This is a genomic window from Aliiroseovarius sediminilitoris, assembly GCF_900109955.1.
Taxonomy (GTDB): Bacteria; Pseudomonadota; Alphaproteobacteria; order Rhodobacterales; family Rhodobacteraceae; genus Aliiroseovarius; species Aliiroseovarius sediminilitoris.
Map to the genome: position 1 here is coordinate 1 of NZ_FOJB01000003.1, position 25,213 is coordinate 25,213.

Consider the following 25,213-nt stretch of genomic DNA (forward strand, 5'->3'; position numbering starts at 1 on the left):
AGATGATGCAGCGGCTCAGGCAGCAGCAGAAGCGGCGGCTCAGGCAGCAGCAGAAGCGGCGGCTCAGGCAGCAGCGGAAGCGGCGGCTCAGGCAGCAGCAGAAGCGGCGGCTCAGGCAGAAGAAGAAGCGGCGGCTCAGGCAGAAGCGGAAGCGGCGGCTCAGGCAGAAGCGGAAGCGGCGGCTCAGGCAGAAGCAGAAGCGGCGGCTCAGGCAGAAGCAGAAGCGGCGGCTCAGGCAGAAGAAGAAGCCGAAGAAGATACCGGAGTCAACGAGGAAACCACCACTGAAGAAGAAGCCGAGCCGCAACCCGGATCGGATTCGGGGTCGTCAGTTGATAGCTACACACTTGATTTTGCCGAGATCGCCGGGTCAGATGCCCTGCGCGACGACAGCTATATCTCTGAATCCGGCGGTGAAAGCGCACTTCGCTTGGACGGCGATGGTGACTATGTCGACCTTGGTCGCCTGACCGAGTTCGAAGAATCCAACACGATCGCGTTCTCGATCGACTACAGCCGGGATGAAGCTGACGGCAGCACGTCTCGCCTTGTTTGGAACCACATGAAGACCGGCCTGACGTTGAAAGACGATGGATTGGCCGTTCACGTTGCGACCGCTGATGGTTCGTTCAAGGGGTTCAAGGTCAAAGATCTTGGTCTGAATGATACTGATGAACACAATATCGTCGTCATGTTGGATGCCGACGAAGATCGTCTTCAGATCATCGTGGACGACACCGTCGTATTGGACGAAACCGACACCGATTTCGACATTGTCGGTGCTGGCGGAAACGAATGGGGCTGGAGCATCGGCAGTTCGACAAAACGCTGGTTTGACGGAGAGGTCACGGCATTCAGCGTCGATGACGATTTCACGTTTGTCGATGACGGTAGCCAGTATGTGGATGACGCCCCGCTTCTGGGATGATCCATCCAACACATGAACAGATTAAAACCGGCGACAGTCTAGTCGCCGGTTTTTTCGTGCGTGGTCGGCACTGTTCACCCCGGCGCTTATTAGTTTGTGATAGACCAACGCAGCACGCGGGCCTCGCGCAGGAGGTCTGAAAATGGGTTCGGTTTGTCGGAAAGGCCCTATATTCGACCGCCCAGACTTCTGCGTAACATTCCCAGGAAGTTTCGTAGGTTCCTGGTGACAGTATTTTGGCGACTCATCGCCATTAGATGCAGTCCCCGATAGCGTGGAATGGGCTTGCCCAATATCCAAAGGGCCGCCAACCGCGCAAGAAGGGCGCGGCGTCGGTTGGTCTGGCCGGGCTGCATATTCTCTAACTGGTTGCGGTCGAATGAACTGACTGCCAGCGCATCGTCGGATACGGCGTCTTGCAGCAGGTTTTCGCCCCTCTCGGTGCGGGTGACAATCAGGCTGATACCGTCTTGTTCCTCGAAAAGCGGATAGCCTTGCGCGTCACAACTCCAAGCATCCGCGCAAACCAAATCGGCTGCCACTCCCGTGCCATCTGCACAAATCTTGCACCGATGCTGCACATGAGAAGACAGGACCCCGCCCCAGGAGTCGTGGTAGCTCATCGACCGCGTGTTGCCGTCACGCAGCGTGGCCGTCGCGCGGCCCGGCCATCCGTTTCCGCGATATCGGAATGCGCGGACGTTATCGGGGTTTGTGCCAAGCGCTTCCAACACCTTTTCGCTTCCCAAGAGGGAGGGCACACCCGCACAGAAGAACGAGACCATGAAGGGGATCTGCGCATCTATGCGTGGATCGACCCTGGCCAATGCGCGCAATGCCACGATATCACATGGTTTCCCGACAAAGGCGAAGGTCTTTCCCGTCGCCAAGTGACGATCCAGTTCCGCCAGCGGCGTCGACGGCGCATAGCGAGAGCCCGCTGCCGCCAGCACGTCGCTGCCCGTATCGCTGAGAATCGTGACGTTTGCCGTCGGAAGTTCGTTGCTGGGACCGATCTGGATGACATGATCAACCTGCCCGCTGTCCAGAAGATGGACCAGAACGGCGGACAAGGCACCGCCCGAAGACGCAGCAAACCGCAGGTCTTGATCGACCGCATGGCCGGTGCGCATCTTCAGGTAGGGGCCCCAGATCACATCGTCCACCCGGTTTTCTGCATCGACGGTTTGACCTATACCGGGGCAAATCAACGCAACGGTTTCTTCCTCGCGGGCAGACAGGGGTTCGCTGATCTGCGGTCGCAAAAAACCCGGGTCTTGCACTGCCATGGTGATTTTGGATGGCGCTACCGCGGCGCATCCGCCACAGCCTGAACAAAGATTTCCCCGCGCAACACGCGCCAAGGTTCCTGATCGTTTCACGAGCTCATCGCGCGCTTGCCGCTTCATTATTGGTTCTCTCAATGATCTTTGCGTGTTAACGACGGCCCCAGTTAAATGAAGTATTCGCCCGAAAAAGGGTATGTTTGAAGTAAGACGTCAAATCAGCGGTTCCATACATTGCTAATTTATCACAAAATGCAGCGAATTCAGCGTTTGATGTGATTGGGATGAGCGACCTGTAATCCCTTGATTGTTTGAGATCAAACAAACTCAGTCAATGGTCAACCACCAAAGCATCCGGATGCCGCTTTGGAAACTGACATCAAAAAGGCCCAGAGCTTGAAATATCGCCGTGATCAGAAGCTACTATATCGACGCGAGTCTCCGGACAACCCTGATCGATCCGTTCCAGAAACACTTCTGCATGAGCCACCCAAGGGAAGTTCCAAATGGAATTCTCAAAGAGTCCTGGCAGAGGCGAAGCACGGGCTTCCGGTCATTCTTGCGTTGCTGTTTCTTGTCACCTTGCTGATCCCAGTACGGGTCCGGCTGGGACCCTTGCTCTTGTTCCCTTATCGGATGTGGCTGCTGTTGTTGTTCATTCCCCTTTTGATAGCGCTGCTCCGCGGAAGGGCGGGGCCGATCTTGATTGTGGACTGGTGCATGGTCGGGGCGGCGATCTGGGCGGTCATATCCTTGCTGGCCAACCATCCGGTTGGGCTGATCATCGAACCCGCTGGCGCACATACAATTGAGTTTCTGGGTGCATATCTGCTTGGACGCATCACGATTAGATCTGCGGATGATTTTCATCGTATTGTCAAAGTGTTCTTTATGATCGTGCTGATCATGTTGCCGTTCGCTCTGATGGAAAGCATCCTGCATCGCCCGATTCTTCTTCAGTTGATCGGGCAAAACAGCGTGGCGGTGGATATCGGCACGCGTATGGGCTTGCGGCGGGCGCAGACCGCTTTTGAACATCCGATCCTTTTTGGCGCGTTCGTCTCGGCTGGTCTGGGGCTGGTCTGGTATTCCTATGCTTTTGGCGGGTCTGCCCTGAAGCGCATATTCGGAACCTGCGTGATCGGCGTTTCGACCATGCTGTCGTTGTCTTCGGGTGCCTTGATGGCATTTGCGGTGCAGACCGTATTCATTGCGTGGGAATGGGCGCTGAAATCCTACAAGAGGCGGTGGGCTGTGTTCGGTTGGGGGGCGGCAGCGGCATATGTGCTGATCGACCTGTTTACGACGGCGTCACCGTTTCACGTCTTGGTCCGGTATGCGACCTTCAGTATGCAAAGCTCTTACAACCGCATTCTGATCTGGCAATATGGTATGCAGAATATCTGGGATAATCCGCTGTTCGGGTTGGGCTTGAACGACTGGGTTCGCCCCAGATGGATGAGCGCGAGCATCGACAATTTCTGGCTTTTGATTGCGATGCGCTACGGCTTGCCGTTCTTCATTCTTGTGGTATTTGCGCTGATTCTGCTAATCTGGCGCATCAGCAGGATGCCCATGCCCAATCCGTCGGACCGGGCGGCGCGGGCTGCATTTTTGACAACCTTTGGCGGCATTGCCCTTGCCGCCGGCACTGTGCATTATTGGAACGGAGTATTTTCTTTCATAATGTTTTTGATCGGATCGAGTGTCTGGATGATCAGCGGCGGCGTCTCGCACTCCAGCCAGTCAGATCAATTTACAAAGAACGACCAAGGGCCAGCGCGTCGCGCGCCAGGTTTGAAATCCGGAGATATTACGAATGCACGTTCTTATAACCGCCCCAAGACTTAATGGTGAGGGGCTGGGCGAGGTTCGCAAGTCATTCCAACTGGTTGAGGCATTGGCACGGAAAATTCCGCTGACCGTATTGGCGTTTGAAAACGGCAGCGGAACGCCATTGGCGCAACAGCTACCCGATTGCGAGGTCATCACCTTCGACCCCCCCGCCTGGGTCAAGCGGCGCAACCGGTTGGCGGCGATGCTGAAGCCCGAGGTTTTCGTGTTCAATCACATGGTTCTGAATTGGCTTCGCAGCACGGGCCGGACGTTCGATCTGGCCCATCAGATGCTGCCCGCCGGTGCCCGATATCCGACCGTTCTGCGCAAGACGGGTATGCCATATATCATCGGGTCTGTCGGCGGAAGTCTCAGCACACCCGAGGCGTTTCGCGACGAAGTCAATTCCGAAAGCTGGTTCGCGCGGCTTCGCTTCTTGGACCAGTTTCGGTTCCGCCATGATCCGTGGTTGCGTGCCAGCTATGCCCAGGCCGAAATCGTTCTGGGCGTCGCACCTTACATGAAAGACATTCTGGCCGATCTCGAGATCGCGCGGTTTGAACCTTTCATGCGACAAGGCATCAGAAAGCTGGCCCCGGAAACGAAAAGGGACAGTGTCGAAGGTCAATTGAAGCTTCTTCACGTCGGGCGGGTGGTGCGAACCAAGGGCTTACGTGACTGCATCCGCGCCATGGCCCATTTGTCCGACCACCAAGGCATCACGTTGACCAGTGTCGGCGATGGCGAGGACTTGGAGGCTTGCAAGGCCGAAGCGAAAGAACTGGGTGTCGCCGATCGTGTCCGGTTCGAAGGCTTCCAGCCGCGCGAGCGTGTCGAGGAATATTATCGCAACAGCGACGCTTTGCTGTTTCCCAGTTTCCGGGAATCGATGGGCGGTGTGATCTTCGAGGCGATGAATTGGGGGCTTCCTGTGATTACGGTCGCACGGGGAGGGCCAGATTGGATTGTGAGCGAGGAATTCGGTCTGAAGGTCCCCGTCGAAACGCCCGAGCAAATGGCCAAGGACCTTGCCGCGGCCGTCCTGACCCTGGCCAAAGACCCCGAACTCAGAACGCGCATGGGCCACGAAGCGCGAGAATATCTGAAGCGAGAGGCCACCTGGCCCGCAAAGGCGGATATCCTGATAAACCTGTATTCAGAAGTCCTTGCGGCCAGAAGTTGAAACTACACAGCGCCCGGTAACAGAAATCATCGCGAGGCACCCCATGAGCGCCACCCAATACAACGACCTTCTTCTGCATGTCGGGTATCCGAAAGCCGGGTCAACGTCGTTGCAAAGAAGGCTGTTCACCAACCCCTCATCCGGCTTTTGCAGCCCGTGGGGGCAACAGGCCCCGATCCTGATCGAGCATGTCCGTGTGACGGATACGTTTGTATTTGATGAAGCCGTGGATGAGCTGCGCGCCACCTATGACGAGGAAATCAAAGAGGCGCGGAGCAAGAACCTTACCCCGGTTCTGTCTTTCGAACACCTTTTGGTTGACCCGATGGGGGGGCAGGTTGACCGACGCGAGGGCATCCGGCGGATGTCCACACTGTTTCCCGGTGCCAAGGTTCTGCTGATCATCCGAGAGCAAAAATCCATCATCCTGTCCGCATACCTGGAACATCTGCGGCGCGGGTTTGCGACCAAGCTCGACCGGTTTCTGGGGATCGACAAACGCCGAGAGCCGGGCTTTGGCTGCACATGCCCATTGGATCTGTTCCTGTATGATAGGTTGATTTCCCATATGTTCGAGCATTTCGGGAAGGAAAACGTGCTGGTCCTACCGTTGGAGCAGCTTGGCAGCAGTGCTTTCCTCGAACAGATCTATAGTTTTGTCGGGCAGCCATTCCACGAAGACGCCGTGAAAAGGATGCAAAGCAAGCAGCGGCAGGCGCGCAAAAGCGATTTCGTCTTCCTCAGACCGCTTAACCGCATCGGGATGAGCAGATATATGACCCGCGACCGGGACAGTCTTTTGCGCAAGGCCGCTTATGGGTTGAATCTTGCGCTCAATCCATTGACGCCTGCAACCTTGTATAACCGCAACCGGCGCCTGATGAAGCAAAGGATCGCGGGGCATGTTGGTGACTATTTCGAGGATAGCAATCGTCGGACGTCTGAATTGACCGGGATTGATCTTGCATCGCTCGGATATCCAGTTGGCAAACTACCAACCTCCAAAACCCGCAGTAAGAACAATGATCCGAAGACCTGAATTGATGCTCAGACAAGCCCTCCTGATTTTGGGTAGCAATATCTTCGGTGAACTCAAGCTGGAATGATATTAAACGGCAAGTGGTCAGGAGAGTTTACAACGCCTGTCAGATCATTCTGAGGTGTTGTCTGAGGTCAGCGCTGGATGGACAGATTTGAGATTTGAAAAACGGCGTGTTTCCGGTTCGTCTTATCACTTGTCAGATCGAGATGACGAAGAAGCCTCAGAGGTCGAAAGACGCCGCCGATAGGGTGGTCAGAATGTCGCTTCGGCAATCACGACCTTCCGGGAAACAGCATTTATTCTGCAAATCCATTGACCCATTCTTGACGACGTTGCCAGACCTCATGCCAAATCCTGTGTGTTTCGCCTCGGCCGCGTCGGACCCAAACTCGGCCGAAAAGATATCGGGACAAAGGGTATGCGGCGAATAACAATCTGGCAACCGGCTGTTGCCAAACCGGAAAGTAGCGGTTCATCAACTCGCCCTTGGCTCTTAAGACCTTTACCTGACGGTCTGCACGAACCGTTTCAGATATGCCACCGTAATGAATGATTGTCGCATCTGGTGTCACCATAGGTGCCGCACCCAGGCTGCGCCGCGCTCGCAGACATAGGTCGGCTTCTTCCCCGTACATGAAGAATGTCAGATCAAACCCGTTAAGGGTTTGCCAATCATCCGCTCTTATCAGAAAAAAACATCCACTCACGATGTCCACCTGCCGCTGGGTGCTGCGATCCCAACCACCATAAGCTTCGGCGTTAAATATAGGGCTGCGTGGGAATATCCCGGTTAAGCCGGTGGTTCGGCAAAACACACTCCAGAACGTGAACTGCCGCCAACAAGAGGACGGATTCAAAGACATGTCGTCGTAAAGAGTGCGTCCCCCCCAGATTCTTGCGCCCGGCTGTTGTTCTGCGAAGTTAAGCAACTTGTCGATTGCATGGTCCAAAACCACGGTATCTGGGTTGAGCAACAACAGATAATCACCCTTGGCGTGCTCGGCTGCCAAATTATTGGCCTTTGCGAATCCGTGATTTTCCGTTTCCGCCATTAACACACAATCGGAAAACTCTGCTGCAATTGCATCTGCTGACCCGTCGGTCGAAGCGTTGTCAACGACAATGAGCTCATAAGAAACGTTTGTTTCTTTTTTTATTGAACGCAGACATGCCAGAGTTTCGGCGCGCGTGTTGTAGCTGACGACAATAATTGACAGTTTCGGCATACGGTGGTTGTTCCTGCTCTCGGGCGGATAACCTCATTCGCTTGTTGGCGCGACAATGATAGCTGTTTGCAGAGGGTGTATACAGAGCCCTAGAGCGGCACAAATCTTGGCATACGCGGCAGCGATGTGTTCATGAAGTCGATCAGGCGTGCATCTGCGTCCGCTTCGGTTTCATCTGCACGGATGGGGGTGACATAACGCACCAATGCACCGTCTGTCCGGCCCATGGTGATGCTGTCGATGACGACGCCGATCTTCGCGGTGAAATCGTTGGTTTGGCGCTTACCGCGCTGTTCAAACCAGTAATAGACCAGTTGCTTGTTCATTTCTTTCTGAATGACCGCACGGTTGACGTTGAAGCTGCCATAGGCCGGAACGTTCGTGGTAACTTTGGTCGGTTCAAGGCTGAACACCTCCCACCCGCCGACGGGCAGGCAAACTTCGGGCGAATGGATCCCGCTGCCTTCGGTCTGTTTGTCATAGAAGGCCACGAACATGTTGACGAAATCGGGCGATCTCGGTGCGACATAGGTAATGTTCAGGTAATCACTTGCACCCAGCACCTGTTCAACCTCTGGCTCCAGCCGCTCTGACGTGCCTGACCAGTCGTCAAATTGGCGTGGGAACAGCGTGAAGGGTTCACGGTCCATTTTGATGGTTTCGCTTCCTTGCAGGGTCATCCAACCAACGGACACCGCCATCGTCAAAGCCGTGGCCGTGGCCATTGCCATGGATGGCTGGATGCCAAAAAAGCGTCCGGCCACACTCCCAAAACCCTGCGTGTCCAGGTCGATCGCTTCGCTGAGCGGTTTCGGGTCACGGGTCATGCGTTGCAAAACGATGGCCATAAGAAACAGGATCAGGATGCAGATGACGAAAATGACCCAACCCTGGAAGAAATGCAGAAACCCTTCAGCTTGTTCAATGCCGTAACGGTCCACAACCACCCCGATGATCCCAATCCGCACCGAGTTCATGACCACGGTCAACGGGGCGGCCGACAGCAACAACACCGCCTTGTGCCAGATCGGACCGCGATAGAGGATCGCGAAAAGATACGAAAAGCTGAGGATGGGGAAAAGATAGCGCAGACCGGAACAGGCCTCGGCGACCTGCAATTTATAGACACCAAGGTCGATAATATTGCCTTCCAGAAAGACGGATACGCCGGCAAGGCTGACGAACCAGACGCCCAGTTCCGAGGAGATATACTGCAACAGGATGGTCATCTTCCAGTACAGAAACTGTGGCAGCGGAAGCATGAACACCAGGTGCACAACCGGCAACTGATGGGTTCGACCGCGTTTCCAGCCAAACACCACCAACACCACGCCGCCTGCCCATATGATCATGGCATAGGTGACGATGTCAGGAATGCGGGTCAGGTTGCCCAGAGTGGCAATCGCCAATGCCACCAGAATGACGGCAATTCCGGGCCAGCGGTCCCGCACAGTCAGATCGGGCAGGGGGGCTTTGCGCAATTCCCGTAAGAACAGGTAAAGCGAGATGATCGGGATCAGGGGGCCATGGCTGTATTCAGGTGTCGACCAGGCTTTCAACAGCGACAGAATACCGATCCAGAACACCGGAATCGAGCTGAGGATGAGGACGACAAACCAAAAGACCCCGGCAATGTTCAGGTTTGGAAATATTTGGGTGGGTTGATGTAGTTTGTCACTTGTAACGGACATGGATCCCGTTCCTCAATATCTTGGTCAGCAATTGGTCAAACAGAGTCTGTATAATATGGTAACGTTTTTAGCAGACTTTCCTGGGCCAAGCCTACTGAAAATCCATTTCTTCTTACAAAAAAGGGCATCCTTCACTGGAAAGTGAAAGAAGTGTTCGCAAACCGGAAACGATCGGGCAACCAGAACACGATTAATACGCCTGCCGGATCATTGCCGCCGGTCGGGGACGGTCTTGATCAATTTGCGGCCTCTGTTCTGGCTTCGTTCAACCGCGCCACCTCTGCGTCGATGGTGGCCGCGAACTCGGGCAGGTTCTCGGGGTTCAGCATGGCTTTGACTTTGTCGAACTGGGCCAGCGCCTCTTCCGTCCGGTTTACAGCGGCATACGCCATCGCCAGATGATATTGCACCGTCGTATTGGTTTCCAGCTTCTGAGCGGCGGGTTCCAGATATTCGATTGCCTCGTTGAAGTTTTGCAGGCGATAGGCAATCCAGCCGTAAGTATCCTGGAACGGGGCGACATCCGACCCGCGCAATCGGCGTGCGACAACATAGGCACGTTCAAGGCTATCCGTATCTTCGCGATGATCTGCCAAAAGGCTGGCAAGGTTGTTGGCAACGATCTGGTTGTTGCTGTCGGCAGCATAGAGTTGTTCATAGATCGCTATTGCACCATCAATGTCACCGGCCGTTTCAAGCTCTCCGGCCTCGATCCACATAAGCTCTGCGTTGTCGGGAAGTTTTGCGCGAGCGGCCTTCAAGGTCGCCATTGCCGCGTCCTGATCGCCATTGCCGCGATGCAGACGATACAAGGCGACCCAGACTTCTGGTCGTTGATCGTTTTCGTCCAGCAATCCGTCAAAGATGGACTGTGCCTCGGCCATGCGATTGCTTTGCACAAGAATGGACGCCCGCACAAACCGCAGAACCGGCGCGTCGGGAGTCACCCCAAGCAACCCATCGACGTGAGCCAGGGCTTGATCGGTGTCACCCTGTTCCAAAAGGCGACGAATGATCGCGATATCGGCGGAATCAACGCCCTCGGTGTCAGCCGAGACGGCTTCCAGAAACGCGTCAAGCTCGTCCTCGCGGTTCTGTGCAGACAGCATCTGGGCGGTCAGATTGTTGGCAATTTCCGTCGTCTGTTCGGTGTCCAGTCCCCGCAAGGTCCGTGCAACATGGTCGCTGCGCCCCCAATCCTGCATCTCGATATAAAGGCTGCCCAACGCTGCCAGAAGTCTGACGTTGTTTGGTTGCACGCGCAACGCACCTAACAGGGCATCCTCGGCGGGACGAAGCTTGCCCTGATTGACCAGATGCCGGGCATAGCGCAGACTTTCTTCGGAACCATTTCCGGAATTCTCGACGGCAAGTGCCAGCATTTCCGACATCAGTTCCTTGTTGCCGTCGCGTTCATGGGCACGTGCCATCAGGGTCATGATTTCGGGGTCGTTGGGGGTGTCGGCCAGCGCCGCGCGCAGCGACACAATGGCGTCGCCTGTCTGGTCGTCTTCGATCAACCATTCAGCCCGCCGCTTCAATGCTTCGGAATGTGTGGCGTCTCGTTCCAGCACCTCCTCGATCAACGCGCGCGCACCGACCGGGTTGCCTGTGATATCAAGCATGCGCGCCAAGCCAACCTTGACATTGTCCGTCGCGTCCGATGGTTCTTCGGTCTCAAGGATATTCTGCATCTCGGCGATCGCCTCATCCCGTGCGCCGATATCGAAATTGATCGAGGCGCGCAACGACCGATAGACGGGCTGAAGCCCTCCATCTTCAGCAATCAGCTTATCAAGTTCTGCCTTGGCGGCGTCGTTGCCGCGAAACTCGACCATAAAGCGGATCAGCGTCGCTCCGTCCTCGGGATTTTCATCTTGGGGGTCAACACGATCGCGGAGCAGAGCTTCAGCCTCATCCACGTTGCCGTGCGTAATGTGCCATTGCACCAGCGCCGCCAGGATCTGCCTGTCTTCCGGGAAAGTTTCAACCATTTGTGTCAGCTGATCTTTCACGGCAGTGGATGCGTTGGTTGTATACAGAATGCGAAGCCGTTTTTGCAGAAGTTCAAGGTTTTTGGGGTCTATTTCCAGCGCGTCGTCCACGGACGCCAAGGCGTTGTTCCAGTCCTTCATCCGGATATAATCGTCGATCAGCAATCGGCGCAGACCCAGATGTGTGGGATCTTGCTCCAGCAGGTCAGTGGCGGCGGATTTTGCTTCGATGCGGGCGGTTTCGTTTCCGGCGATCACCGCATCACGATAAGCAAGCGCCGCGACAGCAATTCGAACTTTCAGATCGTCGGGCGCAAGCGTGGCTGCATATTCTCCGTGGCGGCGCAACTCGTCCCAGTTTCCATTTTCCAAAGCCATTTCCGCCAGAGATATCCGGCCTTCCAGGTCATCAGGATATTGCTCGACGAGCCGAAGATACTGGCTATACGCCTCGGCGATTTCACCGGCGTCCCACTGCATCTTGGCATAGGTCAAACGTGCTTCGCGGTGTTTGCCGTTCAGGCTGAAAACGTTCTGGAACTCGACGCCCGCACGTGCAGTATCGCCGTTTTCAAGATGCTCAAGCGCGGCCTTGAAATGTTCTTCGGCGCGTTCTTCGGATGTTTGACAGCCTGCAAGAACGGTCAGGGTGAAAGCGAGGAAAATACCGGGAAGGAAACGAAGGGTCATGGATGTCACAAAGCTCTGATAATTAGGGCGCGCGCGCGGCGTGCAATGCGTCAAATGTGTTTATAACACATCTCTATACAATGTCTTTTCACGAAAACAGGCAAGATCGGTGCAGACAATCGCTGTTCTGTCCGGCGTCATATTACTGTCAAAAGTGTTACAGAAATAAAAAAGGGCCGAGAAATCGGCCCTTTTTTCTGACGCATGATCGTGCTGATCAGGCGGCTTTTTTACGCTTGCGCGACAGTGCGCCAAGACCGGCCAGACCGCCAAGCAGCAGGAAGCCAGCAGCCGGCAGCGGAACTGGTGCGACCTTGAAGCTCTTGATGCGGAAGTTGTCGAAGATTCCGTCAGCAGCGACCGTAAACGACGTCGCAACCGGCTTCCCGAAGTAATAGGGGTTGCTGTTGGATTCATCGGCGACTTTAACGCCATTGACATAAATGTCAGCGTCATCGCTTCCGCTGAAATACGAGAATGTCACCGACACCAGGCGCACCGCACGGTCGAAGGTGAATGTAATGGCTTCATCAACAAGCCCATCCAATTGCGAATTGGAGTCGAGAAACCCGGTAACACCAAGACCCGCAGAAGTCTGAGTCAGATAGTCATTGGTTGGACCCCAACGCCACGGGTCGATATTGCCCGAAACCGTTCCCGACGAGAATGAGCCATACTGGCCCAGCGAAGTCACGTCGCCCCCGGTTCTTAGATCAACAACCGTTGCAGCACTGGCGGCGGTCGCCATCATGCCCACAACAGCTGTAGTTGCTAGAAGTTTTTTCATACTCTTACCCTTCTTATGAATTGCTCAAATAAACCCAAGCTCACTCGTTCAAAAAATACACCACCAAGGAAAAGCTATCATGTGATAAAGCCGGTGTCACTCAGAATTTAGGCAATTTTGTGCCGAATAAGGCAAGAATGAGACTTTTCAATTGTATAGTCGTGGCTTGTTCGGGCGGTAGGTTCAAACTGTATACGAAAACGAAACAATGAGTGCGTGATTACTGGGTTTGCTGGACAACCGCAGGCAGGCCATCGACGCCCTCGACAATTGGGTAACGAGGCTGTTTTCCACCGGTTTTTCCTTCTGCATCAAAGCTCTGCTCTCCAAACTCGGACCGCCGCACCCAGCCCGTCAGTGATGTCCCATCATAAGTGAAATCATCAGCCCAGTCTGTTCTGGGAAACACAACAGGGTCAAAGATTTGACCGTCCCGAGCTGTGCGCACCAGCCGGGTGATTCGCATATCTGCCTCTGGCCCCGGTGAGTAGTAGCGCGTTTCATGATCGGGAAGCAGAACCGACAGGAATGCCGGTGCGCTGTCATAGACCCCGTTGTAAGCGATCACTGCAATATCGACACGACTGGATGACACATCATCCGATCCGGCGACAATACTGGGCCCCTGCCAGCCAATCGTGATCCGCGCCGAGGTTCCGGTGTCGTCCAGTGGTGCGATAGTGACCTGCCTGCGGTCGCCGCGCAAAAGCACCCAATTGAAGGTCAGGGGGCGGCCATTGGGGTCGACGGTGTCTTTGGCGGACAAAACCATTTCGCGTTTGTAGCGATGACTGCGCCAAACACGCGCGATCGCTGAAGGCGTATCAAACAACCGTTCGGACAGACCATCGCCAAACACGTCGACCCCCGGTTGGTTCTCGGGTTCCTCCAGAACCGACAGTTGGACCATCGGCGGGATATTGTCAGGCTGTATGGCGTTGGCGAGGGCAACCAATCGTTCAAGGTTGATCCCCTCAGCCGGGAACGCCGTGGGGTGGGCGACAGCGGCCAGATAGGCCCCACGTTCGCGCACCTGATTGCGACTTCGACGAAACACCATCTGAACCGTCGATGCCAACAATCCCGTTTCCATCAATCGCGCCTTTGTATCGGGGCGAAATGCGGCAAGGATCATCGCCAAGGCTTCCAAATGCGGTTGATCCGAGCCGGACGACCCCTGAGAAATGATGTAATAGGGTGTATTGGCCGGAAGCATGTCCTTTCCGCCGGGTTCATGATCTCGATAGGACGGATAGACGTGGATCTGCCCGTTCACGTAATTCTGATATAGGGCCTCGGCCCCAACGGGCTGCATCCCTGTCAGAACCATTCGCGGCACGGAGCGCGCAAACGGGCCAGCCGTCAAAGCGGTCGAGGAATTGCCGATCACCGGGACATCGAACAACAGTCCGACGGCGGCGCCATAATCTATATTCTGATCCCGCAACACCGGGTGATACAGCAACTCGGTCAGCTGTGGGTGAGCCTTCACATTCAATCGGGAATGGCCCCGATCGCGATTGTCGTACAGGTCGCCGCGATTGCCTGCCGCCTTGCCCTGCGCGACCAGTTGCGCAAGCAACTGATGGCCGCGTTTTTTCTTTTTGGGCCCAAGGACTGGGGCGTTGGTCAGGGTGGGAAATGTGACCCGGACGGTCGGGCGGTCGGTCAGCGGCGGTGGGGGCAGATGCACCGGCGCAAGATAGGCGACGCCGCCATTGACCACCACAGGGGCGGGATCGGTTTCGCCCAGGCTCCACGCCTCGTTCTGCGCCCAGGCTGGCGAAGCGACGGACAGAAACAGCCCTGCGACAAGGACCGGAACGGGGGATATTCCGCCAGCCGCCCACATGACATCACCGATCCAGCAGAGGGCGGTGGCCGCGCAATCGCCAGCCTTGCCCCACAGCCGCAGTCATCAGGAATGGCCCCGTGATTTCATACACCCGCGAACGCGCATCCAACGCGCCGCTATCGGCGACGTGAAACAGCTCGAACAACCCCAGCGCGGCAAGTCCCGACAGGGCCAACCAGATATCCGATAGCGATCCGCGCTGGCCGTTGATGATCCAGATCACCCAGCCGGGGGCGGTCGGGTCTCCGACCCGGGGGTGCCCGGACGATGTTGCACAGGTCAGATCGGTCGTCGGCGTGGCTGGCATAAGATGCGGCTTCTCAAATAAAATAGAACAGAATCACAAGGTAATGTGGTCATAATACTATAAACGCGGGCTTTTGCCTTGTGCCGACATGGCATCCGCCCGCCATCGACCACCACGGGGATAAGCCACGACCATGAACGCCTTGGATACTTATGACGTTGACACGGTGGTTGCGGGGGGTGGCGTGATCGGCATCGCGATTGCCCGCGCGCTGTCTCTGGCCGGGCGCGAGGTCTGGCTGCTTGAGAAGAACGCCCAGATCGGCGAAGAGACCAGCGCCCGCAATTCCGAAGTCATCCACGCAGGCATCTATTACGACCAAGGCTCGTTGAAAGCGCACCATTGCGTGCGTGGCAAGGCGCTTTTGTATAGGTATTGTGCCGACAGAGGTGTGCCCCATCGACGTTGTGGCAAGCTGATTGTTGCAGCTTTGCAAGACGAGGTGCCGCGCCTTGCGGGCATCGCCGAGCGCGCGGCGATGAACGGCGTCAGCGACCTGCGACCCCTGAGTGCCGCCGAGGCGTTGGAGATGGAGCCAGAGCTGAACGTGAAGGCGGCGCTGTGGTCGCCGTCGACCGGGATCGTGGACAGTCACGCCCTGATGCTGGCCCTGCTGGGCGAGGCCGAGGCACACGGCACCACGACCGCCCTGCGCGCACCCATCACCGGTGGGGCGTTGGGGTCGGATGGTCGGATCACCCTTGAAATCAATGGCGATGAACCTCTGCGGTTGCGTGCGCGGTCTTTCGTGAATGCCGCCGGGCTGTGGTCTTCGGAACTGATGCGCGCCATCGACGGCCTGCCGCCGCCGCCCGAACTGTCCCTTGTGAAAGGCAACTATTTTCGGCTGGGGCGCAAGGCACCGTTTTCGACCCTTATCTATCCGGTGCCACGTGATGGCGGGCTGGGCGTTCACCTGACGCTGGACATGGGGGGGCAGGCGAAATTCGGGCCGGACACAGAGTGGTTGGGGTCAAACGATCCCGCGCAGATCGACTATGCCGTCAGCACCGACCGGCGTGGTGCGTTTGCGGACGCGATCCGGCAATACTGGCCCGCGATCACCGATGCCGACCTTGTTCCCGGCTATTCCGGGGTTCGCCCCAAGTTGGCGGGTGCTGCGTATCCAGATTTCTGTATCAAGGGGCCAAACGATCACGGCCTTGGGCAGCATGTGTTTCTTTATGGGATTGAATCACCCGGCTTAACCTCTTGTCTTTCGATCGCGCAACATGTCGCTGATCTGCTGACCGACGAGGGTTGACCGGGGCAGGTCGTTTGCATCCATCGACCACACATAATCAAGTTATACACGGGCAGCATTCAGAGGACATCGGTGACAAGATACTTGCCGAAAAGCTGTGAGGCGCTTATTAAAAAGAGATGCTCGGCGAAAAATTATTGTTGCCAGAGCACTGTTTAACAGCGCGAAATAGATTTTAGAACACTTTGTTGTCAACCCGAGGTCTTACCATGCATACATCCGGTGCCGTCAATCCGTCGAGAATTCAGCGAGCAATTGCGACCCGTGTAGCCTCGGTGATCAGGGGTGGTGCTCTCTAGCATGGGACAAGAGTCACATTCAGCGCGTATCGCATTGTTTTCACTAAGAAATAATGAGAACCACGTTTCCCGTTCACACGGCTATGAATTTGAAGATGCTATTGCTCGGGGCTTGGATGATGCGACGCTTTTCACTCCCGATCCCCTGCAAATGTCGTGGCCGCTTATCAAAGCCAAGCGATATCTGTCAGCACGCGTCGGGAAGGCGCTGCAATTGCCATCAGGGCTGAAGTCGGTCGAATTCTCGCAGGACTATGACCTTTTCTTTTACAGCATCGCACATCTGGAAGACCTTCATTTCCTGTCTTCCCTGAAAGGTTGGAGAACCCGGTCTTCCAAGGCGATTTGTTGGATACAAGAGCTTTGGCTACAGCGGCTGGACCAAATCCCCGCCCTTGTGGATCAACTGAATACGTTTGACCATGTGATCTGCTCGTTTGTCGAAACAGCACAGGTCTTGCGCGAGCGGTTGAACGTTCCGGTTCTGTATCTGCCGTGGGGCGTGGACATGATGCGCTTTTGCCCCTATCCCAATCCGCCGCACCGCGCAATTGACATGCTGAGCATCGGCGTGGGCCATGCGAACACTCATAAAGCCCTAATTGATTTTGCGGACAAAACCGGGACGTTCTATTCGTATGAAACAATCTCTGGCCGTGCGATCATGCAGGACTATCGCGCGCACAGAGATAACTACATCGGACAGCTCAAAAGGGCGAAATACTTTTTCTCATACATCGCGAAAGTGGAACGGACCGAAGAGCGTGGCCGGCAGGTCGAGTTCGGACTGCGGTATCTGGAAGGCTTGGCGGCAGGTGCCGTTGTGTTGGGAAACCACATCGACAGCGATGCGTTCCGAAAGCATCTGGGTTGGGAAGACGCCGTGATCGAGACACCGTATGATTGCCCGAATATCGGCGACATCATCGCCGCGCTTGAGAAAGACCCAAAGCGGCTTGCCAAGATCCGACAGCGCAATATCACCCAATGCTTGAAGCACCACGATCATCTTAACCGATGGGAAAAGGTGTTGGAGCTTGCCGGGTTGCCCACGCACCCCAAATTGGAGGCTCGTCGTGCCGCGTTGGCAGAACGCGTCAAGATGGCAGAACAGACAAAAGAGAAGGCGACCACCTAAGTGATCGCCTGACCTGTCGGTCCTGTTTGACGGGTTGCTAACCGACGACGCGGAATTCTTCGTCCAGCCGTCCTTCGGCAACCAGCGCTTCCAATTGAGCCAATCGCTTGTATTTGCGGCCCTCGAAATCGTCGGTCACAAGACCATAGGACTTGACGGCGTCATACAACTGTTGTGCCCCGCGCTTGGCGTCCCAGATCGGTTCAAACCCCGGGATCAACCGTTCGATCTTCGCTGAACTGACGCGATATGATCGGTTGTCCGGTCCCGCATCAGACGCATAGTCGATCTCGGACCCATCGACGGTGTCGGCCACAATCTCGGCCAGTTCCTTGATCTGATAGTTGTTTTCCGTGCGGCAGACATTGAAGGCCTCGCCCCGGATCGCGTCGGCATCGGCATCAAGAGCAGCCAGGAAGGCGCGGGCCATATCCTCGACATGGATGATGGGCCGCCACGGCGTGCCATCCGACATCATCATGATCTTGCCGGTGGTGAACGCGTGCGCAATCAGGTTGTTCAATACAATATCGAACCGCATTCGCGGACTGACCCCATAGGCGGTGGCGAACCGCAGGAAGACCGGGCAGAAATCGTCATCTGCCAACGGTTTCAGATCGCGTTCTGCCAGCACCTTGGACACGCCGTAATCGGTCTGCGGGTTCAGCTTGCCGCCTTCGTCCACCAGGCCTTCGCCCGCCTTGCCATAGTTCGAACAGGACGAGGCAAAGACGAAGCGGGACACGCCTGCCTCTTTCGCGCAGCGTGCGACATGCACGGTGCCTTCGTGGTTGATCGCCTGGGTCAGACCGGGCCGCAACTGTCCCAACGGATCGTTGGACAGCGCGGCCAGATGCACGACTGCATCAAAACCCCGCAGATCATCGACCGTCAGGTCGCGAATGTCCTTGCCCAGATTGGGGATGTCGGGCAGATCGCCGCCCGGCGGAAAATCAGCCTGATCAAAGAGATTTATATCGCACCCAGTCACCTGGATTCCCGCCGCGGCCAATACCGGGGCGGTGACCGTCCCCACGTAGCCGAGATGCCCCGTTAGAAGAACCTTCCGTGTTTTCCCATGTTGCCCAGGGTCTGTTACCATTTTTCCACATCTCCTCAAGCCGGCGTTTGTCCGCCAGGTGATCCATACAATACCAGAAACCCGGATGGCGGTATGCCATCAATTCACCCATTTCCATGAGCTTGGGCAGCGGGCCTTCTTCCCACATGATTTCGTCGCCATTCACATCTGCGACGGCCTGAAACACTTCTGGTTCCAGAACAAAGAAACCGCCATTGATCCAATCCACGGCAGTTTCCGGTTTTTCTTCGAACCCGTTGACCTGCCCGTCCTCTTCAACCGACAAATGTCCGAAAGTTGTCAGGGGACGCACCATGGTCATGGTGGCGAGTTTACCATGTGATTTGTGATACGCGACCAATGCGTCGATATCGACATTCGAGACGCCATCACCATAGGTCAGCATGAATGTCTCGCCGCCCAGATAAGGCTCAAGCCGCGCAAGACGGCCGCCGGTCATGGTATCAATACCGGTATCAATCAGGTCGATGGTCCAGGGCGGAATGGGGGCTTGATCATGTCCGTTCCCCTCGGGTTCGCCAAACAGTTCGCGATTGGCAAAATCCACCCGCAGATTGCCGCTATACTGGCACAGATCAGACACGTATTTCTTGATCTGGTCGCCCATATAGCCAAGCGCCAGCACAAAATCATGATGCCCATAGGTCGAATAATGCTGCATGATGTGCCACAGGATCGGTCGGTTCGCGACCTCGACCAGCGGTTTTGGTCGGACGCGGGTTTCTTCGATCAATCTCGACCCTTTACCACCCGCAAAAATTACCGTTTTCAAAATTACCTCCTCAAGAAATCTTAACCAAATGAAACCTGACCGCCGCCGACAATTTGCTTAAGTCGCTTGACTGTATCGACGTTCCAAACCGACAGCACAACTATTGGAGCGATAACCGTCTCTGGCAACGTTTTTTTGCCGTGAATGCTGTGCGTGTGACGCTTAAGCGTAAAATTCGTTGGGGGGGCGCGAAGGTCGGTTTTGTGCATGACTAAACGCTCAATTGTTTTTTCAGGTGATCGGCCAACCGGAGTGACAACTGAACGATTGTCAATGTTGGATTGGCAAAGCCGCCCGAGGCAAACACCGATGATCCGCCGATATAGAGGTTGTCCTGATCGTGAACCCTCAGGTTTGCGTCAACAACTCCGGTGGCAGGGTCGGCGCTCATCCGTGTGCCGCCCATGTGATGCCAACTCGCGATGACCCCGTCGGCGGGCAGCGGCAGGTTGTCGTCCAACACCCAGTCGAACAGGCGCACACGCCCGATATCCAGATCCGCAAACGCCTGCGCCAATGCCTGAACCGAGCGTGCGATGGTCTTTCGGTCGATCCCAGACCTTTGCCAATGAAGCACCACTTTTGGGATGCCAAGCGCGTCCTTTTCGTCGCCAAGCGCCACGCGATTGTCGGCGGTCGGTGCCTGTTCCCAATAACCCATGATGCGCGCACCGCAGACCAACTTCTTGTCGCCCATCAGCCGTTGGCCCAGCTTTGGCGCGATGCACAGAAGGTCTGCGATCAGGGCACGCGTGCCGGTATAGGCATTTGGGTTCACCTCGAACGAGGCATTGAGCACGCCGTTTTCCCGTTGCGCCGCGGGGCTGAGTGCGAAACGTGCCTGCCCCTCCTCGTCCGGTCCAAGGGCGTCTGCGTCGGCGATGACTTCGGCGACGCTCATGGTAAAATGCTCCATCCAATAGCGGCCTATCCCATCGTGGTTCCTGATGATCTTTCTGTCGTTCTGTTCGTTTATCCACAGAAGCAAGCGCGAGTTTTCGATGCCCCCGGCGCAGAGCACGAAGTAGTCGGCTTCGATGGTCCAGCGTGTGCCTTGCATGGTCTGAACGGTTGCGCTTTGAATGCGGCCCGCATCCGATGTCAGGTTGGTCAGCGCCGTGTTCAGGACAACCCGCAGGTTTTCGCTGGAATCGGCATAGGGGCGGTATTTCTCGCCAAACCTGACGGGCGGGCTGTATTCGAACTTGGTGCGACGTAGAGTATCACCAAGAGACTGATCGTTAAAAATTCCGGGAATTTCCAGAACCTCGGCGGCGGGTTTCAGGTAAGGTAGCAGAGCGTCCGACGCGATCGGCCAGCCGGTCCCGGGGGCCACGAGGTTTTCCTGAAAATCCGATGGATCAAGCGGACGGCAGATGCCACCCCAATGCCCCGACGTGCCGCCAAAATAGCGCAGCCGGGCATATTCAAGGTCGAAATACTCGTCCCCTAGAACGGCGCCCTGATAAAGCGCCTGCGAGGCATCCTCGACCTCTTCCCCGCCTGCTTCGACCAGCAGGACATCAATGCCGGCCTCGGCCAGTTCATGTGCCAGTGTCATACCAGCAGGGCCAGATCCGAAAATGCAGACCCGCGCTGTTTCGATGTGGGTTCGGGGGAAATCTTTGGCATTGATAAACATCTGAAAACCCTCCCTCGGACTAAAATGGACGCCACGTTCGCTGTTCAGGCGTGCTTTGCTAAAATAATATTGTTATAAAACGACAAGTTGTGCTTTGTTTCCCTGGCGCCATCAAAATATCGGGCGTCCGGCTCTTCAATTAAAATTACCCTCGCCCACCAGCGTCCACTGTTGAAGGTGGCATTCTTTGGACCATGCGACCTTTAACGTAGCATACTCTTGCGGAAACAGGAAATTGCCAACATCCGCAATAGTATAGCGGTTGAACGAACACGCCAAACTGGTCCGAAACGCGCATCTACATCTTTTCAATCACCTGACGGGCACCGCGTTCGCCGGATTTGAACGCCTCGTCCGTCCACTGATAGCCCCATTCACCGAACCGACCGACATAGTTGATATCGACGCTGTTCAGCCAATCATGCACGATCGGCAGCGCGGTTTCGCGATCGAGGTCGAAGATGATGTTGGCGTGCGGAATCAGGCGGGCGTCGGTGTGCAGGATTTCTTCGTCCTCGCGGATCAGGCCGATCTTCACCAAATCGTCGATCACCGGCTGGATCAACTCGTCCGGGGTGACATCGACGGGGCGGTATTTGTGCGAATAATAGCACTCGGCCTGGATCGACCCGCAGCCCGGCGGGCACGTCTTGTGTGACATCTTGTGCGGGAAACTGAGGCGGGTGAAGCAGATATCTTCGTCATAGATATAGGTCCAGGTGGCCGGGGTGAAATCGTCGCGCGCCAGCCCGATATTGACGGTGATACAGGTGGTGCAGGCCAGTTTGGCCGCCGCCTCGCGCACGTGATCGGGTGCGCCTTTGACCATCGGGATCAGGTCGGGCAGGGGGATCGACGACACCAGGTGGTCGTAGCTTTCAACCACGCCATTGGCAAATTCGACGGTCCGCGCCTTGGGGTCGATCGCGATGACCTTATGTTCCAGCCGCATGTCGGTCTTTTCCATGAACGGCTTGAGGTATGAGATGAACCCGCCCTCGGTCGGATAGCGGAAGTCCGAGATATAATGCACATCCGGCGTTTCAGCGAAGACGGCGCCGCGGATGACCTCTTCCATCGAGGGGCGATACAGGCGCGGACCCATCCAGACGGTGCTCATCTGGTCGGCATCGACGGTGTGGTATTTCTTGCCGTAGACGGCGGGGAAATGGGTGGCGAAGGTCTCGCCAAACACTGAAATCAGCCATTCGAGGTAATTGGCAGGCTTTTCGACGACATCTTTTTTCGATGCTTCGATAAAGTCCAGGATGCACTGGGTCTTCAACTCGTCTGGCAGGTTGTGCAGGTTGGCCTGCGCAGGGTGCTTGACCCATGCGCCGTGATAATAATTGTTCACATAGGCGTTCAGCTTCTCGAACTTGCCGTCCACGTTGTCGGAAAACAGTTCTTGAAACCGTCCGTCCTTGGAAAACGAGATATGCGGGCCGTCATCGAAGATGAACCCGGTGTCATGCACGAAGGTCGCGGTGTGTCCGCCGGGATAGTCGTTCTTGTCATACATACGCGTTGAAATACCCGCGCCATGGAAATGATGGGCCGCGCCAAGACCGGCCATGCCCGACCCAAGAATGACAATGTTCTGATCGCTCATATCGCTTGTTCTTTCTTCAATTCGTGACGCCACCAGTCGATGGTATCGGCCACTCCTGTTTCCAAATCGAATGTCGGGGTCCAGCCCAGTTCGTCGTGCAGACGGGTGATGTCGGCTTCGACCAGAGGCGGGTCGCCAGGGCGGGCCTCGCGCGCGCCAAGACGGATCAGGTCGGCGGCGCCGGTTTGGCGGCCAATCTCGTTGATCAATGTCGCCAGGGGGATCGCCGCGCCGCTGCCGATATTCACCGGTCCGGTCAGATCGCTTTGCAGAAGGCGCACCATCGCGTCGGCCACGTCGTCCACATGCAGAAAATCGCGGGCCTGCTGGCCATGGGTGCACAGCGCCTCGCGCCCTTCAAGCAGGGAGACGACCACATCGGCCGCCAATCGTCGTGGGTTTTCGCCCGGCCCATACAAAAAGAACGGTCTGGCCCATGACCCGGACAAGTCAAGCGTGTCGCACATAGAGCCGAACGCCGAGAACAGTGCCGCCTTCGCCGCGCCATAGGGCGTGTCGGGGCGCAGGGGGGTGGTGCGCTCGTTCAGTGTGACGGGCTGGCTCCAGTCATATTCCATGCACGAACCGCAGAAGGTGACGCGCGTGCCGCCGGCGTCCGCAAAGGCCGCCAGCAGGTCGATTGAACGGCTGAGCCAGCGGAAGTTCTCGCGCGATTGCTGGTTGCCCGGCCCCATATACCACGCCAGCGCCAACAGATGGCTGGGTCGGTGTTGCGTCATCACCGCGTCAATATCGGCGGCGTCCGACAGATCGGCCCGGATCCAAGTGACGCCATCGCGCGGGGCAGGGGGTGTGTCGCCGCGATAAGTGCCGATGACCGCAAACCCGGCATCGGTCAGTTTTGGCAGACACGCAGCCCCGATAAACCCGGTCGCCCCGGTCACGAGGACTGTCTGAGCATTGTTCAACTTCGAATCCATGAAAACCTAATTTGCTGCAAAATGGGGTTATTTAAGGGCTATTCAGCGATAAGCGGCCATTGCGCGTCTTTTTCGCTGACAACCTCGACGGGGATGGGCCAGTTGATCCCAAGGGCCGGGTCGTCATACCGCAACCCGCCCTCAACCCCCGGTGTATAGAACTCGCTTGCCGAATAATAGGCTTGCGCGCCATCTGTCAGGGCAAGATAGCCATGGGCGAACATCTCGGGCACATAGATCGCTGTGCGGTTTATGGCCGACAGTTCGATCCCGAAATGCTGGCGAAAAGTGGGGCTGTCGGGGCGCAAGTCAACGATCACGTCATAAAGAGCGCCCGAAATGCAGCGCAGGAACTTGGCCTCGGCCGCTGGCGGGGTCTGGTAATGCAGCCCGCGAATTGTGCCCTTCTTTTCGTTGAAGGACAGATTGATCTGGGCAATGTCGGGCTTCAGCCCGTGCGCCTTGAACTCGTCCGCGCAGAAAGCACGGGCGAAATGGCCGCGATCATCGGATATTTCTTCCAGATCGACGACAAACGCGCCTTTAAGGGGGGTTTCGTGAAATTTCATGCACCTGTCCTGTGTTCAATAACTTTTCCCGCCAGTGCTAGGCTGGCACTTTTCCAAATTGCTTTTTCATCACCCGGCGACGAAACGCTTCGCTGGGACGATCAACGATACTGTAGAAGAAAACAGAAACGACCGCGACGGCCAATGGTAAAATCAATTTTTCGGTCGGTGTCAGCCCGCCTCCCATCAGCTTTGTGACCAATGCGATCACCGGGAAGTGCAACAGATAGACAGTGTAGGACAGGTTGCCGAAATGCGCGTCCAGCCATCCCGATTTCTGCCGCACGTTCCAAGCAACGAAGGGCAGCAGCAACAGCATCAAAGCCATTGTCATCCATTCTTCGTTGAACGGGCTGGGTCGGGTTTTGATGAAGAATGCGCGAAGCGTGTCATTGGCAAAAAACACCGCGATGACGATGATAAACACCAGCGTTGACAGGGTGACGAACCGTTTGCTGAAGGTGGTATCGCGGATTGCGAGCAGCATTCCAGCCGCAAACATCGGCAGGTAACACAGCACGGTTTTCAGGCCGATGGTCAGATACAGCCACCACCCAACAACCGCACCCAGCATTGACAAAGTGATCACCACCCAGGGCGACCAAACCCTGACCGCGACCAACGTGAACGGCAAAAACAGATAGAACTGAAGCTCGATATCCAGCGCCCACGATACGTTCAGCGCATCCAACCCGTGCGAGGCGACGCCAAACAGCGGAAGGCCCGCAAGGAGTTGATATGGCGTGTTGCCCGTCACCAGACCGGTGGCAAGAATGCTCAACACCACAGCCGCCGCGTAAGAGGGCCAGACGCGCAGAAAGCGTGACAGGTAAAAGACGCGTAATGGCTGCGGGTGATGGGCATATTTGTTCAGATACATCAACGACACCCAATAACCGCTGAGCATGAAAAAGACGAAGACCGCAGGTTCGCCGACATTCAGGGCCGAGATGTGACTGAGCATCACGAACCCTGCCAACACGAGGCGAAAGAATCCGGGGCCGAAAGCGTTTGCCAAGGTCATCACTTGGGTCCTATCTGATAATCTT

At 56.2% G+C, this 25,213-nt stretch carries 20 protein-coding genes and 1 pseudogene; 6 read left to right on the forward strand and 15 right to left on the reverse strand.

Features of this window, described 5'->3' with window-relative positions:
* A pseudogene (locus BMY55_RS17110) lies at positions 1-928 on the forward strand (hypothetical protein); the annotation flags it as partial.
* Positions 929-1,095: 167 nt separating this feature from the next.
* Here BMY55_RS17110 and BMY55_RS15980 read toward each other — a convergent pair.
* Entirely contained in the window at positions 1,096-2,217 is a 1,122-nt protein-coding gene (locus BMY55_RS15980; protein WP_245744797.1) for a Coenzyme F420 hydrogenase/dehydrogenase, beta subunit C-terminal domain, read from the reverse strand.
* A 705-nt stretch (positions 2,218-2,922) separates the two neighbouring features.
* On the opposite strand from BMY55_RS15980, the gene BMY55_RS16820 reads away from it, so the two are divergent.
* The 3 genes from BMY55_RS16820 to BMY55_RS15995 are packed head-to-tail and all read left to right on the forward strand — an operon-like array spanning position 2,923 to position 6,272.
* Positions 2,923-4,065 carry an O-antigen ligase family protein gene (locus tag BMY55_RS16820; protein ID WP_245744808.1) on the forward strand — a complete coding sequence of 381 codons (1,143 nt, stop codon included), beginning with the start codon at positions 2,923-2,925 and terminating at the stop codon, positions 4,063-4,065.
* A complete protein-coding gene (locus BMY55_RS15990) occupies positions 4,034-5,233 on the forward strand; it encodes a glycosyltransferase family 4 protein (protein WP_091433281.1) in 1,200 nt (399 codons plus the stop codon). The genes BMY55_RS16820 and BMY55_RS15990 overlap by 32 nt, the downstream gene beginning before the upstream one ends.
* A 43-nt stretch (positions 5,234-5,276) precedes the next feature.
* Positions 5,277-6,272 (forward strand): hypothetical protein, encoded by a 996-nt coding sequence (locus tag BMY55_RS15995; protein WP_091433284.1) that lies wholly within the window; start codon positions 5,277-5,279, stop codon positions 6,270-6,272.
* A 299-nt stretch (positions 6,273-6,571) separates the two neighbouring features.
* Here BMY55_RS15995 and BMY55_RS16000 read toward each other — a convergent pair whose 3' ends face one another.
* The 6 genes from BMY55_RS16000 to BMY55_RS16025 form a co-directional block, all read right to left on the reverse strand.
* A complete protein-coding gene (locus tag BMY55_RS16000) occupies positions 6,572-7,501 on the reverse strand; it encodes a glycosyltransferase family 2 protein (RefSeq protein WP_091433287.1) in 930 nt (309 codons plus the stop codon).
* A gap of 89 nt (positions 7,502-7,590) precedes the next feature.
* Positions 7,591-9,192 carry a VPLPA-CTERM-specific exosortase XrtD gene (gene xrtD, locus BMY55_RS16005; RefSeq protein ID WP_091433290.1) on the reverse strand — a complete coding sequence of 534 codons (1,602 nt, stop codon included), beginning with the start codon at positions 9,190-9,192 and terminating at the stop codon, positions 7,591-7,593.
* 236 nt (positions 9,193-9,428) lie between these two features.
* The gene (locus BMY55_RS16010) at positions 9,429-11,876 is read right to left on the reverse strand and encodes a tetratricopeptide repeat protein (protein WP_091433293.1); all 2,448 of its coding nucleotides are present in this window, start codon (positions 11,874-11,876) and stop codon (positions 9,429-9,431) included.
* A gap of 217 nt (positions 11,877-12,093) precedes the next feature.
* Positions 12,094-12,663, reverse strand: coding sequence for a VPLPA-CTERM sorting domain-containing protein (locus BMY55_RS16015; protein ID WP_091433296.1), 570 nt, complete (start codon positions 12,661-12,663; stop codon positions 12,094-12,096).
* Between the two features lie 220 nt (positions 12,664-12,883).
* Complete coding sequence (locus BMY55_RS16020; RefSeq protein ID WP_091433299.1) at positions 12,884-14,515, reverse strand: hypothetical protein; 1,632 nt, start codon at positions 14,513-14,515, stop codon at positions 12,884-12,886.
* Positions 14,516-14,519: 4 nt separating this feature from the next.
* Positions 14,520-14,825 (reverse strand): hypothetical protein, encoded by a 306-nt coding sequence (locus BMY55_RS16025; RefSeq protein ID WP_091433302.1) that lies wholly within the window; start codon positions 14,823-14,825, stop codon positions 14,520-14,522.
* A 133-nt stretch (positions 14,826-14,958) separates the two neighbouring features.
* Between BMY55_RS16025 and BMY55_RS16030 the strand changes: the two genes are divergently transcribed.
* Positions 14,959-16,089 carry an NAD(P)/FAD-dependent oxidoreductase gene (locus BMY55_RS16030; protein WP_091433305.1) on the forward strand — a complete coding sequence of 377 codons (1,131 nt, stop codon included), beginning with the start codon at positions 14,959-14,961 and terminating at the stop codon, positions 16,087-16,089.
* A 450-nt stretch (positions 16,090-16,539) separates the two neighbouring features.
* Positions 16,540-17,526, forward strand: coding sequence for a glycosyltransferase (locus tag BMY55_RS16035; RefSeq protein WP_177179404.1), 987 nt, complete (start codon positions 16,540-16,542; stop codon positions 17,524-17,526).
* 37 nt (positions 17,527-17,563) lie between these two features.
* Here the strand turns inward: BMY55_RS16035 and BMY55_RS16040 are convergent, their stop codons facing one another.
* The 8 genes from BMY55_RS16040 to BMY55_RS16070 all read right to left on the reverse strand — a co-directional run bounded on the left by BMY55_RS16040 (position 17,564) and on the right by BMY55_RS16070 (position 25,188).
* Complete coding sequence (locus BMY55_RS16040) at positions 17,564-18,562, reverse strand: NAD-dependent epimerase/dehydratase family protein (protein WP_218142263.1); 999 nt, start codon at positions 18,560-18,562, stop codon at positions 17,564-17,566.
* Positions 18,489-19,400, reverse strand: coding sequence for a sugar phosphate nucleotidyltransferase (locus BMY55_RS16045; protein WP_218142264.1), 912 nt, complete (start codon positions 19,398-19,400; stop codon positions 18,489-18,491). Before BMY55_RS16045 ends, BMY55_RS16040 begins: the two co-directional genes overlap by 74 nt.
* A gap of 20 nt (positions 19,401-19,420) precedes the next feature.
* Positions 19,421-19,609, reverse strand: a complete 189-nt coding sequence (locus BMY55_RS16825; protein ID WP_143064357.1) for a hypothetical protein — start codon at positions 19,607-19,609, stop codon at positions 19,421-19,423.
* A gap of 2 nt (positions 19,610-19,611) precedes the next feature.
* The gene (locus BMY55_RS16050) at positions 19,612-21,042 is read right to left on the reverse strand and encodes a GMC oxidoreductase (RefSeq protein ID WP_091433314.1); all 1,431 of its coding nucleotides are present in this window, start codon (positions 21,040-21,042) and stop codon (positions 19,612-19,614) included.
* Between the two features lie 298 nt (positions 21,043-21,340).
* Positions 21,341-22,654, reverse strand: a complete 1,314-nt coding sequence (locus tag BMY55_RS16055; protein WP_091433317.1) for a protoporphyrinogen/coproporphyrinogen oxidase — start codon at positions 22,652-22,654, stop codon at positions 21,341-21,343.
* Positions 22,651-23,595, reverse strand: coding sequence for an NAD-dependent epimerase/dehydratase family protein (locus tag BMY55_RS16060; RefSeq protein WP_091433319.1), 945 nt, complete (start codon positions 23,593-23,595; stop codon positions 22,651-22,653). Before BMY55_RS16060 ends, BMY55_RS16055 begins: the two co-directional genes overlap by 4 nt.
* 38 nt (positions 23,596-23,633) lie before the next feature.
* The gene (rfbC, locus tag BMY55_RS16065; RefSeq protein ID WP_091433322.1) at positions 23,634-24,164 is read right to left on the reverse strand and encodes a dTDP-4-dehydrorhamnose 3,5-epimerase; all 531 of its coding nucleotides are present in this window, start codon (positions 24,162-24,164) and stop codon (positions 23,634-23,636) included.
* 37 nt (positions 24,165-24,201) lie between these two features.
* The gene (locus BMY55_RS16070; protein ID WP_091433323.1) at positions 24,202-25,188 is read right to left on the reverse strand and encodes an acyltransferase family protein; all 987 of its coding nucleotides are present in this window, start codon (positions 25,186-25,188) and stop codon (positions 24,202-24,204) included.
* Positions 25,189-25,213: the final 25 nt, after the last annotated feature.